This is a genomic window from Cupriavidus oxalaticus (assembly GCF_004768545.1).
In the GTDB taxonomy this organism is placed as follows: domain Bacteria; phylum Pseudomonadota; class Gammaproteobacteria; order Burkholderiales; family Burkholderiaceae; genus Cupriavidus; species Cupriavidus oxalaticus_A.
Genome location: NZ_CP038634.1, coordinates 1,273,474 through 1,287,057, shown reverse-complemented (window position 1 = coordinate 1,287,057; position 13,584 = coordinate 1,273,474). Strand labels below are relative to the sequence as shown.

Genomic DNA, 13,584 nt, shown 5'->3' with positions numbered 1-13,584 from the left:
CGCTGATGAACCGCATCCTGGTCCCCGTCGCGCTGCAAGCACCTCCGGTGCCGCCCGCGCGCGATGGGCGGCAGCACCGCTGGGGCGGCGCGAGCATGGGCACGACCTGGTCGGTCGTGGCCATGTTGCCGCCGGCTGCGGATGCCGATGCCATCGGCGCAGGCATCGCCTCGGTGATCGACGGCGTGATTGCGCAGATGAGCAACTGGGAGCCGGATTCCGATATCAGCCGCTTCAACCGCGCCGGGGCGGGCAGCTGGCACGAGCTGCCGCCCGATTGCTTTGCCGTGCTGCAATGCGCGCTGCAGGTGGCGCGCGACAGCGGCGGCGCATATGACCCGAGCGCCGGGCCGCTGGTCGACCTGTGGGGTTTCGGCCCGGCGCCGCGGCGCGGCGCGCCGCCGTCGCCCGATGCCGTCCAGGCAGCGCGCGGCCGCTGTGGCTGGTCGCGCATCGAACTCGATGACGATGCAAGGCGCGCGCGCCAGCCCGGCGGCGTGTCACTGGATTTCTGCGCCATCGCCAAGGGCTTTGCCGTCGACGCGGTGGCGCGCTACCTCGACACGCAGGGTTTGGCGCACCACCTGACCGAGATCGGCGGCGAACTGCGCGGCCATGGCGTCAAGCCTGACGGCATGCCGTGGTGGGTCGCGCTGGAAGCGCCGCCGGGCCTGGGCAGCGACGAACAAGAAAAACAGGAAAAACAGCACGGGCAGACCCTGCTGGCATTGCACGGCCTGTCCGTCGCCACCTCCGGCGACTACCGCCGCTACTTTGACCGCGACGGCCGGCGCTATGCGCATACCATCGACCCGCGCACCGGCTACCCGGCCAGCCACGCGCTGGCTTCGGTCACGGTGATCCACCCGCAGTGCATGCTGGCCGATGCGCTGTCCACCGCGCTGACCGTGCTCGGCCCCGAGGCCGGCATGGCGCACGCGCGCCGCCACGGCATTGCCGCGCGCTTCCTGGTGCGCACGCCGGGCGGTTTCGACGAACATCTTTCCCCGGCTTTTGCCGCGATGCTGGCATGAGCCGTCCCATCCTTTCACCCTTTGCCGGCGCCAGCTGGCTGGCGCTGGCCGGCGGCGTGGCGCTGTCGCTGCTGGGACCGTCGCGCAGCGCCATCGCCGCCGGCGTGGTCGCCGCCTATGCCGGCTTCTGCGGCACGGTGCTGGCGACCCACCGCCAGCGGCGCACGCGCGTGGCGGCATTGGCAGGCACCACGGACGGCGCCACGCTGGTCGCCTATGCCAGCCAGACCGGGTTTGCCGAGCAGCTCGCGCTGCAGACCGCGACCGCGCTGCAGGGCGCCGGCATGCCGGTGCAATTGCTGTCGCTGGCCGATGTCGATGCCGGCCGGCTGGCCGCCTGCCGGCAGGCGCTGTTCGTGGTCAGTACCACCGGCGAGGGCGACGCGCCCGACAGCGCCTGCGGGTTTGCGCGCCGGCTGCTGGCTGGCCGCGCGGACGGGCTGCGCGAGCTGCGCTACGGCATCCTGGCGCTCGGCGACAGCAGCTACGCGCGCTTCTGCGCCTTTGGCCACGCGCTCGACCACTGGCTGCAGCGCCATCGCGCGCAGCCGCTGTTCGACCTGATCGAGGTCGACAACGGCGATGCCGGCGCGCTGCGCCACTGGCAGAACCACCTGTCGGCGCTCAGCGGCGGCGCCGAGATTGCCGACTGGGAGCGCCAGCCCTACGGCGACTGGGTGCTGGCCCAGCGCCGCCACCTGAATCCCGGCAGCCACGGCGCGCCGGCGTTCCACGTGGTGCTGGAGCCGCGGGACCGCGACGCGCTCGACTGGCAGCCGGGCGATATCGCCGAAGTCGGCCCATGCCATGCGCCGGCCGAGGTCGCGCGGCTGCTGGCGCGCCTCGCGCTGGACGGTGCCACGCCGGTGCGCTGCGACGCCCGCGACCTGACGCTAGCCGAGGCGCTGGCCACGCGCATGCCGCTGCCCGACGTCCACTTTGCCGCGATGCAGGCCGTACCGCCGCAGCAGCTGGTCGATGCGCTGTCGCCGCTGCCGCACCGCGAGTATTCAATTGCTTCGCTGCCGCAGGACGGCCGCCTCGAACTGCTGGTGCGGCAGGCGCGCCGCGACGACGGCCGGCTGGGGCTGGCCTCCGGCTGGCTGACCGAGCATGCGGCCGTGGGCGCGCGCATTGCGCTGCGCATCCGCGCCAACCGCAGCTTCCATCCACCCGCCGACGATCGGCCGCTGATCCTGGTCGGCAACGGCACCGGGCTGGCCGGCCTGCGCGCCCACCTGAAGGCGTGCGCCGCGGCGGCACGGCGCCGCAACTGGCTGCTGTTCGGCGAGCGCTCGGCGCAGCATGACGCCTTCTTCGCCGACGAACTGGCCGCATGGCGGGCCGACGGCACGCTGCAGCGTGTCGACCACGCCTGGTCGCGCGACGGCGCCACGCCGCACTACGTGCAGGACGCGCTGCGCGCGCAGGCGGCGCTGGTGCGCGAGTGGGTGCAGGAAGGCGCGGCCATCTATGTTTGCGGCAGCCTGCAAGGCATGGCCGGCGGCGTCAACGAGGCCCTCACGGAAATCCTCGGCGAACCCGCGCTGCGCCAGCTTGCCGACGAGGGCCGCTACCGGCGCGACGTCTACTGATTGCACCACGTGCCGTGCGGAGATCGGCCGCGCCTTCCTTTACCCACTCGCGCCCCGGCCGCGCATGCACTATCTTCGGTGTGGACTGCAAAGCATTTGCAGCGAACACAAAACCGAGGAGACCTGATGCGACGCACCCCCCGCCGCCTTGCCGCTGCGCTGGCTTTGGCTGCCACCACCGTTGCCACCACCATCCCCGCCGCCATGGCCGAGGCGCCCGCGCGCGCCGACCGCCTGGCCGTTCCCGGCCTGGAGAAACCCGCGACCGTGCTGGTCGACCGCTGGGGCGTGCCGCATATCTACGCCGGCACGCTTTACGACGCCTTCTACGTGCAGGGTTTCATGGCAGCGCGCGACCGCCTGTGGCAGATCGACCTGTGGCGCAAGCGCGGCCTCGGCGAGATGGCGAAGGACTTCGGCCCCGCCTATGCCGACGGCGACCGCATGGCGCGCGCGGTGCTGTTCCGCGGCGACATGTACCGCGAATGGCTGGCCTACGGCTCCGACGCCAAGCGCGTCGCCGAGGCCTTCGTTGCGGGCGTGAACGCCTACGTGGCGCTGACCGAGCAGAAGCCGGAACTGCTGCCGCCCGAGTTCCGCAAGCTCAACTACAAGCCCGCGCGCTGGCAGGCCGAGGATATCGTGCGCATCCGCCACCACGGCCTGACGCTGAACTTCACCGGCGAGATCGATCGCGCCCGCCTGTTCTGCGAAGCCAAGGCCGATGCCGTGCGCGCCGACTGGATCCGGCGCGAGCTCGACCCGCCGGTCGAACCGAGACTCAGCGCCGGCCTCGATCCCTGCACGGTGCCCGCTGCCGAGCTGCGCCGTGCCTACGAGCTGGCCACCGCCGCTGCGCGCTTCCCCAAGGACGCATGGAGCGGCGCCCAAAACGCCAGCATCCCGCTCGACCAGCTCTACGCACTGGTCGACCCCAACAGCGACACCGGCCGCAGCCTCGGCTCCAACAACTGGGTCATCGGCGGCAAGCGCACCACCACCGGCCGGCCGATCCTGGCCAACGACCCGCACCGCTCGCATGGCGCGCCCAGCCTGCGCTACATCAGCCACCTGAACGCGCCCGGCATGTCGGTGATCGGCGCGGGCGAGCCGTTCCTGCCAGGCATCTCGATCGGGCACAACGGCACCATCGCGTTCGGCCTGACGCGCTTCTACATGGACCAGGAAGACCTCTACGGCTACGAGCTGAACCCGGCCAACGCGCGCGAATACAAGTACAAGGGCCGCTGGGAGCCGATGGAGACCGTCACCGAGGAGATCGTCGTCAAGGGCGAGTCAGCACCGCGCAAGGTCACCGTCGACTTCACCCGCCACGGCCCGGTGCTGTACGCCGACGCCGCGCGCGCCTGGGTGCTGCGCGCCGCGTGGCTCGACTACGGCATGGCGCCGTACTTCGGCTCGATGGACTACATGCGCGCGCGCAACTGGGACCAGTTCCGCGCCGCCATGAACCGCTGGGGCGCGCCCGGCGAAAACCAGGTCTATGCCGACACCGGCGGCAATATCGGCTGGATCCCCGGCGGCCTGACCGTCAAGCGCCCCAACTGGGACGGGCTGACGCCGGTGCCGGGCGACGGCCGCTATGAATGGGCCGGCTACCGCAACATGGACGAGCTGCCGTGGGCCTACAACCCGGCGCCCGGCTATATCGTCACCGCCAACGAGAACAACATCCCGCCCGAGCATCCGGCGGCAAAGCCGGGCGTGGGCTACGAATGGAGCGACAGCTCGCGCGCGCGGCGCCTGAAGGCGGTGGTGGGCGCCAGTCCGCGCAGCTCGGTGCAGGACTCGATGGCGTGGCAGAACGACACGGTGTCGCTGCCGGCGCAGCGCGTGGTGGCGCTGCTGAAGGACGTGCGCAGCGACGACGCGCAACTGGCGCGCGGCCTTGACCTGCTGCGCGGCTGGGACGGCAACGAACGCGCCGACAGCGCCGCGGCGGCGTTGTTCGAAGTCTGGTTCAGCAAGCACCTGCGCCCGGCGGTGGTGCGCGCGGCCTTGCCCGCCGATGCCGCCCGGCTGGTCGGCGCCGGCGATGCAGCGCGCGTGGTCGCGGTGCTGGAGCAGCCAGATCCGTGGATGCCGGCGGCGCGGCGCAATGCGGTGATGCTCGAATCGCTGAAGGCCGCGCTGGCCGAGGTGGAAGGCAAGCTCGGCCCCGACCCGCGCGGCTGGCAATGGGGCAAGCTGCACACCGCGGTGTTCACGCATCCGATGGACCCGATCCTGAACGACGCCGAGCGGCAGCAGTTCAACGTCAACGCTGGCCCGATCGGCGGCTCGGCCTTTACGCCGATGAATACCAGCTACCGAAACAACGATTTCCGGCTGACCGCGGGGGCCTCGTTCCGCATGGTGCTGGATGTTGGCAACTGGGATGGCTCGCGCGTGATCAACACGCCGGGGCAGTCGGGCAATCCTGCGAGCGCGCATTACCGCGACCTGGCGCCGTTGTGGGCCAAGGGGGAGTATTTCCCGCTGGTTTATACGCGCAAGGCGGTGGAGAGGGTGAGCAGGGAGAGGTTGGAGCTGGTGCCGCAGTAAGAACCTTCAACCGGCGCATCGCAAGCTCAACCGTCTGCCGCAAGCTACCACCCCCTGCAAACGCACCCCTCTCCCGCAAGCGGGCGAGGGGTGCAAACCGCCAGCAGGTGGAAGACTCTCGCCTTACTTCAACAACCCCAACACCGCCTCAGCCCCCGCCTCCGACGACGCCGGGTTCTGCCCCGTCACCAGCCGTCCCGCCACCGCAACGTGGCTGGCCCAGTCATCCCCTCGCGTAAACCGCCCGCCGCTGGCCTTCAGCACATCCTCCACCAGGAACGGCACCACCTCGGTGAGCTGCACCGCCTCTTCCTCGCTGTTGGTAAAGCCCGTGACTTCCTTGCCCTGGACCAGCGGCTGCCCGTCCGCGCCCTTGACGTGCCGCAGCACCCCCGGCGCATGGCACACGGCGCCCACCGGCTTGCCGAGCCGGTCGAACTGCTCGATCAGCGCGATCGAACGCTTGTCTTCCGCCAGGTCCCACAGCGGGCCATGGCCGCCGGGATAGAACACGGCGTCGAAGTCGTCGGCCTTTACCTGGTCCAGCGTCAGCGTGCTGGCCAGCGCCTGCTGCGCGGCGGTGTCGGCGCGGAAGCGGCGGGTCGCATCGGTCTGTGCATCCGGATCGTCGCTCTTGGGATCGATTGGCGGCTGGCCGCCTTTGGGCGAAGCCAGCGTGATGTCGGCGCCGGCGTCCTTGAAGACGTAGTAGGGCGCGGCGAATTCCTCCAGCCAGAAGCCGGTCTTCTTGCCCGTATTGCCAAGCTGGTCGTGCGAGGTCAGCACCATCAGGATTTGCATGTTCGTTCTCCGGTTTTGCGTCCACGGTCAGCCGGGGCAGCCCCGGCATTGGCAACATCCTACGCAGCTGGATATGATTCGAAAACTTCGAATCTTCGATTTCTGCCATCCAAAAAATGAATATCGTCAGCAAGGACCTGAACCTGCTCTACGTCTTCCATGTGCTCTACCAGGAAGGCAACGCCTCGCGCGCGGCGGCGCGCATGGCGCTGAGCCAGCCGGCGCTCAGCCACAAGCTGAACCGGCTGCGCGACGAACTGGGCGACCCGCTGTTCGTGCGCGCGCCGCGCGGCCTGACGCCGACGCCGCGCGCGCACGAGCTGGCACCGCAGGTGCAGCGGCTGGTGGCGGAACTGGATGCCTTCTACGAGGCCTGCGATGGCCGCGATTTCCTTGCGCGCGGCGAGGCCGTCCATCTCTACACCACCGACTACATGGAACAACTGCTGCTGCCCGCGCTGCTGCCGCGGCTGCGGCGCGACGCACCCGGGCTGGTCGTGGTCACGCATAACACCCGCGGCGAGCTGCCGCGCGAGGAACTGGAAAAGGGCACCTGCGACCTGGCGATCGCGGGGTTCTACGAAGACCTGCCGGATACCTTCCACCAGCAGCGGCTGTGCAGCGAAGACTTCGTCGTGCTGGCATCCAGGTCCAACCCGCACCTGGCGCGCGGCCTCGATCTCGATGCATTCCTGGCTTGCGAGCACCTGCTGACGACGCTGACCGGCGACCTCAACGGCGTGGTCGACCGCGCGCTGGCGGCGCAAGGGCGCAAGCGCAAGGTGGTGGCGGGGCTGTCGAGCTTCCTGGCGCCGAGCCGGCTGGTGCGCGGCACGGCCTTGCTGCTGACCTGCCTGCGGTCGGTGGCGGATGAGGCGGTCGCGCGCGACCCGGACCTGTTGCTGCTGCCGGTGCCGTTTGCCTTGCCCAGGGTGGAGATGATGCAGATCTGGCATGCCCGCACCGACGCCGACCGGCTGCGGCGCTGGCTGCGCCAGCAGATCCAGGAAGTGGCCGGCTCGCTGCAGCCGCAGCCGCTGTTGCAGCCATAGCCGCAGGACAGGCCTGCGGCGCGCAAGCCGGCCCGGCCAGCGGTCAGGCGCGGTTGACCACTGGCACCAGCGCCCCCTGCACCGCGCGCGCGGCGTCGGAGGCGAGGAACAGGATCACGTCGGCCAGCGCATCGAGGGCGACCCAGCGCGAGGTATCGGCATCCGGCATGGCCTGGCGGTTCTCGGGCGTGTCGAGGATGCTGGGCAGCACCGCGTTGACGCGGATGCCCTGGTCGCGCAGCTCGGCCGACATCGATTCGGTGACACGCGCCAGCGCGTCCTTGGAGGCGCAGTAGGCGCCCATCTGCGCCAGCCCGCGCGCCGCCGAATTGGCGCCCACGTTGACGATGGCGCCGCCGCCGGCGGCCAGCATGTGCGGCACCACCGCGCGCGCCATGTTCAGCACCGTGCCCACGTTCATGTCGAACAGGCGGTTCCAGTCTGCGGTGCTGGTCTCGTGGATGCCCGTGCCCATGGCGAAGCCGCCGGCCAGGTTGCACACCACGTCGATGCGCCCGCACGCCTGCACGGCTGCGCCGATGGCCTTGGCCAGGCTGTCCGCATCGAGCAGGTCGGCCTGCAGGGCCAGGTGGCCGCTGCCGACTTCCGGCAATGGTGCGTCGTGACGGTCCAGCAGCACCACGCGCGCGCCCGCCTGCGCAAAGGCGTGCGCGACCGCGCGGCCCAGGTTGCCGCGTGCGCCGGTGACCAGTACGTTCTTGCCGTTGAAGTTCATTTGCGTGCTCCTGCGCCGTGGCGGCGCGCATTGTCGTGATCAGGTTTCGCCCGGCTTTTTTCTTCTTCGACCATCGTGGCCGGCAGCGAAAAACGCAAGCCAGTCTACGCAACGGCACGCAACATAAGCTTGCGAAAACGCCTCGGGGTAACCCTCGAAACGCACGAGAAGTTGCGCGCGCGGCTTACCGTTTGCGCCGCGCCGGGGTCTGCGCGGGCACAACGCCTGAAGCGGCCGCCTCCTTCGCCGCGGCTTCTTCCAGGAACTGCACCAGCAGCTGTGCCGCGGGCGACAGCAGCGAGAAGTCGCGGCAGCAGATCGCAAAGCGCCGACGCGCCCAGTCGTTGCGCAGCGGGATCACGCGCAGGCCAAAGGCCGCGGCGACGAGCGTGGCGATCTCCGCCGGGATGATGACGATGCCGAGTTCCGCGCGCACGCAGCGCAGCGCGGCGTCGAAGGTGGACACCACCGCGCGATGCGCCATGCGGCGGCCCAGGATCGAGGCATAGCGCGTCAGCATGATCTGCACCGCGGTCTGTGCCGGCATGGCGATCTGGTCGTAGTCCAGCGTGTCTTCGAACAGGCAGGTATCCGCGCGCGCCAGCGGGTGCCCCGCGTGGACGACGGCGGCGAGGTGGTCGGTGCGGTAGGGGCGGGTCTGGAAGCCTTCCAGGTCGGCCGCGTCCCAGCAGATGCCCAGCGGCGCCGTGCCGTCGCGCAGCGCGCGCACCACTTCGCTGCTCAGGCTCTCCTCGATCGTCACGCGCACGTCGCGGTGCGCCGGCAACTGCATGAAGGCGGCGATGTCGTCCGGCAGCGATTCCGCCATGGTCGACACCGTGGCGAGCAGGCGCACCTGCCCGCGCACGCCGGAGCCGTAGTCAACCATGTCGCGCGTCACGCGGTCGGCCGCTGCCAGCATGACGCGCGCATGACCCAGCACGATCTCGCCGGCGGGGGTGGGGATGACACCGCGGCGGCGGCGTTCCAGCAGCGTGGCGCCGACCGTCTCTTCCAATTGCGCCAGCCGCTTGCTGATGGCGGACGCAACGATGTGTTCCTGCTCGCCCGCGCGCGCCATGTTGCGGGTTTCGCAGACGGCGACGAACAGGCGCAGCGTGGTGAGGTCGAGGTCTCGCATGGCGGGGGCAACTTGGTTTCCGGATTGGAATGCTACGCCGCCGGGAGGCGCGATGACATCGCATCCGGGAAATCCCGGAGCGTGACAAAGGGCACGTGATGACTTTCCGTTTCGGCATGTCTGGATGCGTAAACCATCGCTTCAGCTTGCCTGGAGAAACTCATAGAGTTATCCCGTCGCCCCCGCACGGACGCCTCACCAGTCCCCGAGAACCATGACCCTTTCCTTCCCCAGCCAGGCCGTGATCCGCGAAGTCGGTCTGCGCGACGGCCTGCAAAGCATCCGCACCATCCTGCCTACCGCCAGCAAGCTCGCGTGGATCCGCGGCGCCCACGCCGCCGGCCTGCGCGAACTGGAAGTCGGTTCGTTCGTCCCCGCGCGCCTGTTGCCGCAACTGGCCGATACCGCCGAACTGGTCGCGTTCGCGCGCACGCTGCCGGGTATGTTCACGTCGGTGCTGGTGCCCAACCTGCGCGGCGCGCAGGACGCGCTGGAGTCTGGCGCCGACCTGATGATCGTGCCGCTGTCGGCCAGCCACGCGCACAGCCTTGCCAACCTGCGCAAGACGCCCGATGAAGTCGTGGCCGAAGTGACGCGCATCCGCGCCGCGCGCGATGCCAGCGGCGCGAAGACGCTGATCGAAGGCGGCGTCGGTACTGCGTTCGGCTGCACGCTGCAGGGTCATGTCGATGCCGATGAAGTGCTGCGGCTGATGCAGGCGCTGCTCGATGCCGGCGCCGACCGCGTCAGCCTGGCCGATACCGTCGGCTACGCCGATCCGGCCATGGTGCGCGAGCTGTTCGCGCGCGCCATCGCCATCGCCGGCGAGCGCTTCTGGTGCGGCCATTTCCACGACACGCGCGGGCTCGGCCTGGCCAATGTCTATGCCGCGCTCGAGGCCGGCGTGACCCGCTTCGACGCCTGCCTGGCCGGCATCGGCGGCTGCCCGCACGCGCCCGGCGCCAGCGGCAACGTTGCCACCGAAGACCTTGCCTACCTGCTCGGCAGCATGGGCATCGATACCGGCATCGACATCGGGCGCCTGCTGGCGCTGCGTGAAGACGTGGCCGGCTGGCTGCGCGACGAGACCCTGCACGGCACGCTGTGGCGCGCCGGCCTGCCCAAGACCTTCGCGGCCGAGCGCGTCGCGGCCACCGTTTGAGAACCAACATGCCCCAAGACAGCAACAGCAACGCCCTGCCGCTCGCCGGCGTGCGCGTGGTCGAATTCACGCACATGGTGATGGGCCCCACCTGCGGCATGATCCTGGCCGACCTCGGCGCCGAGGTGATCAAGGTCGAGCCGCCCGGCGGCGACAAGACGCGCAGCCTGCCGGGCCTGGGCATCGGCTTCTTCCGCGCCTTCAACCGCAACAAGAAAAGCGTGGTGCTCGACATCACCACCGACGAAGGCCGCGCCGCCGCCGCCGAGCTGGCGGGCCAGAGCGACATCCTGCTGGAGAACTTCCGTCCCGGCCTGATGCAGAAGCTGGGGCTGGACTACGCCACGCTGTCGCGCGACTACCCGCACCTGATCTACGTCTCGCACAAGGGCTTCCTGCCCGGCCCGTACGAGAACCGGCTGGCGCTCGATGAAGTCGTGCAGATGATGGGCGGCCTGTCCTACATGACCGGCCCGAGCGGCCGGCCGCTGCGCGCCGGCACCTCGGTCAACGACATCATGGGCGGCATGTTCGGCGCGATCGGCGTGCTCGCCGCGCTGCGCGAGCGCGACCGCACCGGCAAGGGGCAGGAGATCCAGAGCGCGCTATTCGAGAACTGCGTGTTCCTGGCCTCGCAGCACATGCAGCAATTCGCGATGACCGGCGAGCCGCCGCCGCCGATGCCGTCGCGCGTGTCGGCGTGGAGCGTGTATGACGTGTTCACGCTGGCGCAGGACGAGCAGCTTTTTATCGGCGCGGTCAGCGACAAGCAGTTCGTCACGCTGTGCCACGTGCTGGAGCATCCGGAACTGATCGACAAGCCGGAGTACGCTAGCAACACCGCGCGCGTGGCCGTGCGGGCGCAACTGCTGGAAGAACTGGGTGCGATCCTGCGCCACCATCGTTCCGCGGAACTCGCGCCGAAGCTCGAAGCGGCCGGCATTCCCTATGCGCCGATCGTGCGCCCCGACCAGTTGCTCGACGATCCGCACCTGCTCGCCAGCGGCGGACTGGTGCCGATGCAGGCCGACGACGGCTCGACCACGCCCACGGTGCTGCTGCCGTTGCTGATGGGCGGCCGCCGCCCCGGCGTGCGCAGCCCGCTGCCGAGGCCCGGCGAGCACAATGAAGAGATCCTGGCGCAGCTCGGCAAGGGCCGCGGCTGAACTGCGCCTGCCCGGCAGGCCGCGGCACAGCGGCGCCGGCATCGCCCGACGATAACGATACGGAGACAAATCCATGCAACGTCGCACCCTGCTCAAGTCCGTGCTGGCAATTTCCGCCACGCTCGCCGTTTCCCTCACCGTTCCTGGCTTAGAAGCGCTCGCACAGGGCGGAGCGGGCAAGCCCGTGCGCCTGATCCTGCCGATCAGCGCCGGCTCCGGCGTCGACACCATCGCTCGTGCCGCGGGCCCCGCGCTGGGCAAGGCATTCGGCCAGCCGGTGGTGATCGAGAACCTGCCTGGCGCGGGTGGCATCACTGGTGCCGCGGCCGTGGTCAAGGCGCAGCCCGACGGCAGCACGCTGGGGCTGGTATCGAACAACCACGTGATCAACCCCAGCGTGTTCCGCGCGATGCCGTTCGACGCAATCAAGGACATCACGCCGATCAGCGTGATCGGCACCACGCCGCTGGTGCTGGTGGTCAACCCCAGGGTGCCGGCGAAGAACGTAAAAGAGCTGGTGGCGCTGCTCAAGGCCAGGCCCGATGGCTACAACTACGCGTCGTCGGGCAACGGCACCATCATCCACCTGGCCGGCGAGATGTTCCTGGACGAGGCGGGCGTGACGGCACGCCATGTGCCGTACAAGGGCACCGGCCCGATGATCAACGACCTGCTCGCCGGGCAGGTGGAAATGGGCGTGGTCGCGCTCAATGCGGTGGCGCCGCACCTGAAGGCCGGCACGCTGCGCGCGATCGGCCTGTGCGGCGACAAGCGCACGGACGCCGCGCCGGACATTGCCACCATCGCCGAACAGGGTTTGCCGCGCTACAACGTCGCGGGCTGGTTCGCTGTCATCGGCCCGGCCGGCATGCCGGCGCCGGAAGTCAGGCGCGTGCACGATGCCTTTGCCAGGGCCTTCACGTCGCCCGAAGTGCTGGAAGCGATGAAGAAGCAGGGCACGGTGGTCGAGCCCGGCACGCCCGAAGCCGCTGCAGCGTTCTTCCGCAGCGAAGCCGCGCGCTACGCCGCGCTGGTGAAGAAGGCCAACGTCAAGGTCGAATAGGCCGGCGACCACACACGCGGCACATAAACCGGCAAGCGCCTAGAATGTCCTGATCCCGCCATGCAGGAGCACGAAGATGCCAGGCAAGCCCGTCAAGATACCCGGCCCCGACCATCCCATCACTATCACGCCGACACAAGGACGAGTGGTGGTGAAGGTGGCGGGCCGTATTGTCGCCGACAGCACCGCGGCGCTGACGCTCCAGGAAGCCAGCTACGCGCCGGTGCAGTACATCCCGCGCGCCGATGTCGACATGGCGCAGCTCGCACGCAGCGATCACGCCACCTACTGCCCCTACAAGGGCGACTGCAGCTACCCCTCCATCCCCGCCGCCGGCGAGCGCGGGCGCAATGCGGTATGGAGCTACGAGACGCCTTACGACGCGGTCGCCGCGATTGCGTCGCACGTGGCCTTCTACCCGGATCGCGTCGACAGCATCGATATCGGCGGCATCGGCGATTGAATGTGCCGGCGCAGTCAGGGAGACAGCGCCGCGTCGACCATGGCCACGGCCAGTCCCGTCAGCAACGCCAGAGCGGAAGCGATAAACCACCGTACGGTCTTGCGATATTCCTCCACCGCATCGTCCTCGATGCGCAGCGCGCGGAACAGCGCCACGATCTGCAGCGAGACTGCCGCCAGCAGCGAGATCGCGGCGAACACCGCGCGCACGTTCCAGTGGCCCGGGCTTTCGAAGCCCCAGAAGCGCCAGAACGCCAATGAAAAGCCCAGCAGCACCGTGATGGCGGTGATGATGCCCTGGCGGTAGCCGCTGGGCACCAGCGGTGGTACGGGCCCTGGTGGCGTAGCGGGTTCGGTGGGCGGTTCCATCGGGCGCCTCAGCCGCGGCCTTCGGGCAGTTGCACCGCGGCGAGGGTGGCGTCGTCAGTACCGATAACCCTGCTGACGTGCCCCTTGCCCGTGGTGTCTTCCAGCAGCAGCGCACTGCCCGCGGCAAGCGGCCGGCGCTCGCCATCGCTGGCTTCGAACTCCATCGCACCGGCCAGCACGAAGATCCACATGCGTATCGGCGACGGGTGCAGCGTGCCGACCCAGCCGGCCGGCACCAGCAGGAACCCCTGTCGCGCCGCATCGGCCAGCGGCGATATCCAGAAGGCCCGCGCGGGCGGGGCAAACAGCCTCTCCGTGATGGCCACGGAAACCGGGCCGAAGTGGGATTCGCCGTCGGCATCGGCATAGAGACGCTCGAAGGCCAGCGGCGGACGCTGGGTTGTGACGGTTTCGGCAGTGGCAGCCATGACACCCCCT

At 69.6% G+C, this 13,584-nt stretch carries 13 protein-coding genes; 8 read left to right on the top strand and 5 right to left on the bottom strand.

Annotated features, from left to right (window positions below; translation table 11 throughout):
- Window positions 1-5 precede the first annotated feature (5 nt).
- The 3 genes from E0W60_RS05725 to E0W60_RS05715 all read left to right on the top strand — a co-directional run bounded on the left by E0W60_RS05725 (window position 6) and on the right by E0W60_RS05715 (window position 5,194).
- Window positions 6-1,034 (top strand): FAD:protein FMN transferase, encoded by a 1,029-nt coding sequence (locus E0W60_RS05725; protein WP_205751605.1) that lies wholly within the window; start codon window positions 6-8, stop codon window positions 1,032-1,034.
- Window positions 1,031-2,629: a sulfite reductase subunit alpha gene (locus tag E0W60_RS05720; RefSeq protein WP_205751604.1), complete on the top strand. Its 1,599-nt coding sequence runs from the start codon at window positions 1,031-1,033 to the stop codon at window positions 2,627-2,629. Before E0W60_RS05725 ends, E0W60_RS05720 begins: the two co-directional genes overlap by 4 nt.
- 126 nt (window positions 2,630-2,755) lie before the next feature.
- Entirely contained in the window at window positions 2,756-5,194 is a 2,439-nt protein-coding gene (locus E0W60_RS05715) for a penicillin acylase family protein (protein ID WP_135703313.1), read from the top strand.
- 123 nt (window positions 5,195-5,317) lie between these two features.
- Here E0W60_RS05715 and E0W60_RS05710 read toward each other — a convergent pair whose 3' ends face one another.
- Complete coding sequence (locus tag E0W60_RS05710) at window positions 5,318-5,995, bottom strand: type 1 glutamine amidotransferase domain-containing protein (protein ID WP_133095622.1); 678 nt, start codon at window positions 5,993-5,995, stop codon at window positions 5,318-5,320.
- Between the two features lie 116 nt (window positions 5,996-6,111).
- Here E0W60_RS05710 and E0W60_RS05705 point away from each other — a divergent pair, with 116 nt between their 5' ends.
- The gene (locus E0W60_RS05705; RefSeq protein ID WP_135703312.1) at window positions 6,112-7,047 is read left to right on the top strand and encodes a LysR family transcriptional regulator; all 936 of its coding nucleotides are present in this window, start codon (window positions 6,112-6,114) and stop codon (window positions 7,045-7,047) included.
- 43 nt (window positions 7,048-7,090) lie between these two features.
- Here the strand turns inward: E0W60_RS05705 and E0W60_RS05700 are convergent, their stop codons facing one another.
- Both E0W60_RS05700 and E0W60_RS05695 read right to left on the bottom strand, forming a co-directional pair.
- On the bottom strand, window positions 7,091-7,783 hold the full coding sequence (locus tag E0W60_RS05700; RefSeq protein WP_135703311.1) for an SDR family NAD(P)-dependent oxidoreductase: 693 nt from the start codon (window positions 7,781-7,783) through the stop codon (window positions 7,091-7,093).
- Between the two features lie 184 nt (window positions 7,784-7,967).
- Entirely contained in the window at window positions 7,968-8,924 is a 957-nt protein-coding gene (locus E0W60_RS05695; protein ID WP_135703310.1) for a LysR family transcriptional regulator, read from the bottom strand.
- 214 nt (window positions 8,925-9,138) lie between these two features.
- Between E0W60_RS05695 and E0W60_RS05690 the strand changes: the two genes are divergently transcribed.
- The 4 genes from E0W60_RS05690 (at window position 9,139) to E0W60_RS05675 (ending at window position 12,778) form a co-directional block, all read left to right on the top strand.
- Entirely contained in the window at window positions 9,139-10,086 is a 948-nt protein-coding gene (locus tag E0W60_RS05690; RefSeq protein ID WP_135703309.1) for a hydroxymethylglutaryl-CoA lyase, read from the top strand.
- Window positions 10,087-10,094: 8 nt separating this feature from the next.
- Window positions 10,095-11,252, top strand: a complete 1,158-nt coding sequence (locus tag E0W60_RS05685; RefSeq protein ID WP_135703308.1) for a CaiB/BaiF CoA transferase family protein — start codon at window positions 10,095-10,097, stop codon at window positions 11,250-11,252.
- Between the two features lie 73 nt (window positions 11,253-11,325).
- The gene (locus E0W60_RS05680) at window positions 11,326-12,315 is read left to right on the top strand and encodes a Bug family tripartite tricarboxylate transporter substrate binding protein (RefSeq protein ID WP_135703307.1); all 990 of its coding nucleotides are present in this window, start codon (window positions 11,326-11,328) and stop codon (window positions 12,313-12,315) included.
- 76 nt (window positions 12,316-12,391) lie between these two features.
- On the top strand, window positions 12,392-12,778 hold the full coding sequence (locus E0W60_RS05675) for a DUF427 domain-containing protein (RefSeq protein ID WP_135703306.1): 387 nt from the start codon (window positions 12,392-12,394) through the stop codon (window positions 12,776-12,778).
- Between the two features lie 14 nt (window positions 12,779-12,792).
- Here the strand turns inward: E0W60_RS05675 and E0W60_RS05670 are convergent, their stop codons facing one another.
- Window positions 12,793-13,146: a hypothetical protein gene (locus E0W60_RS05670; protein ID WP_135703305.1), complete on the bottom strand. Its 354-nt coding sequence runs from the start codon at window positions 13,144-13,146 to the stop codon at window positions 12,793-12,795.
- Window positions 13,147-13,154: 8 nt separating this feature from the next.
- Window positions 13,155-13,574 (bottom strand): cupin domain-containing protein, encoded by a 420-nt coding sequence (locus E0W60_RS05665; protein ID WP_135703304.1) that lies wholly within the window; start codon window positions 13,572-13,574, stop codon window positions 13,155-13,157.
- Between the last annotated feature and the right edge of the window lie 10 nt (window positions 13,575-13,584).

What these genes read in the sequence shown, in the direction of transcription:
- E0W60_RS05695 (WP_135703310.1), bottom strand. Translation starts at nt 8,924, where the DNA reads ATGCGAGACCTCGACCTCACCACGCTGCGCCTGTTCGTCGCCGTCTGC.
- E0W60_RS05705 (WP_135703312.1), top strand. Translation starts at nt 6,112, where the DNA reads ATGAATATCGTCAGCAAGGACCTGAACCTGCTCTACGTCTTCCATGTG.
- E0W60_RS05675 (WP_135703306.1), top strand. Translation starts at nt 12,392, where the DNA reads ATGCCAGGCAAGCCCGTCAAGATACCCGGCCCCGACCATCCCATCACT.
- E0W60_RS05665 (WP_135703304.1), bottom strand. Translation starts at nt 13,574, where the DNA reads ATGGCTGCCACTGCCGAAACCGTCACAACCCAGCGTCCGCCGCTGGCC.
- E0W60_RS05720 (WP_205751604.1), top strand. Translation starts at nt 1,031, where the DNA reads ATGAGCCGTCCCATCCTTTCACCCTTTGCCGGCGCCAGCTGGCTGGCG.
- E0W60_RS05725 (WP_205751605.1), top strand. Translation starts at nt 6, where the DNA reads ATGAACCGCATCCTGGTCCCCGTCGCGCTGCAAGCACCTCCGGTGCCG.
- E0W60_RS05690 (WP_135703309.1), top strand. Translation starts at nt 9,139, where the DNA reads ATGACCCTTTCCTTCCCCAGCCAGGCCGTGATCCGCGAAGTCGGTCTG.
- E0W60_RS05715 (WP_135703313.1), top strand. Translation starts at nt 2,756, where the DNA reads ATGCGACGCACCCCCCGCCGCCTTGCCGCTGCGCTGGCTTTGGCTGCC.
- E0W60_RS05710 (WP_133095622.1), bottom strand. Translation starts at nt 5,995, where the DNA reads ATGCAAATCCTGATGGTGCTGACCTCGCACGACCAGCTTGGCAATACG.
- E0W60_RS05680 (WP_135703307.1), top strand. Translation starts at nt 11,326, where the DNA reads ATGCAACGTCGCACCCTGCTCAAGTCCGTGCTGGCAATTTCCGCCACG.
- E0W60_RS05685 (WP_135703308.1), top strand. Translation starts at nt 10,095, where the DNA reads ATGCCCCAAGACAGCAACAGCAACGCCCTGCCGCTCGCCGGCGTGCGC.
- E0W60_RS05670 (WP_135703305.1), bottom strand. Translation starts at nt 13,146, where the DNA reads ATGGAACCGCCCACCGAACCCGCTACGCCACCAGGGCCCGTACCACCG.
- E0W60_RS05700 (WP_135703311.1), bottom strand. Translation starts at nt 7,783, where the DNA reads ATGAACTTCAACGGCAAGAACGTACTGGTCACCGGCGCACGCGGCAAC.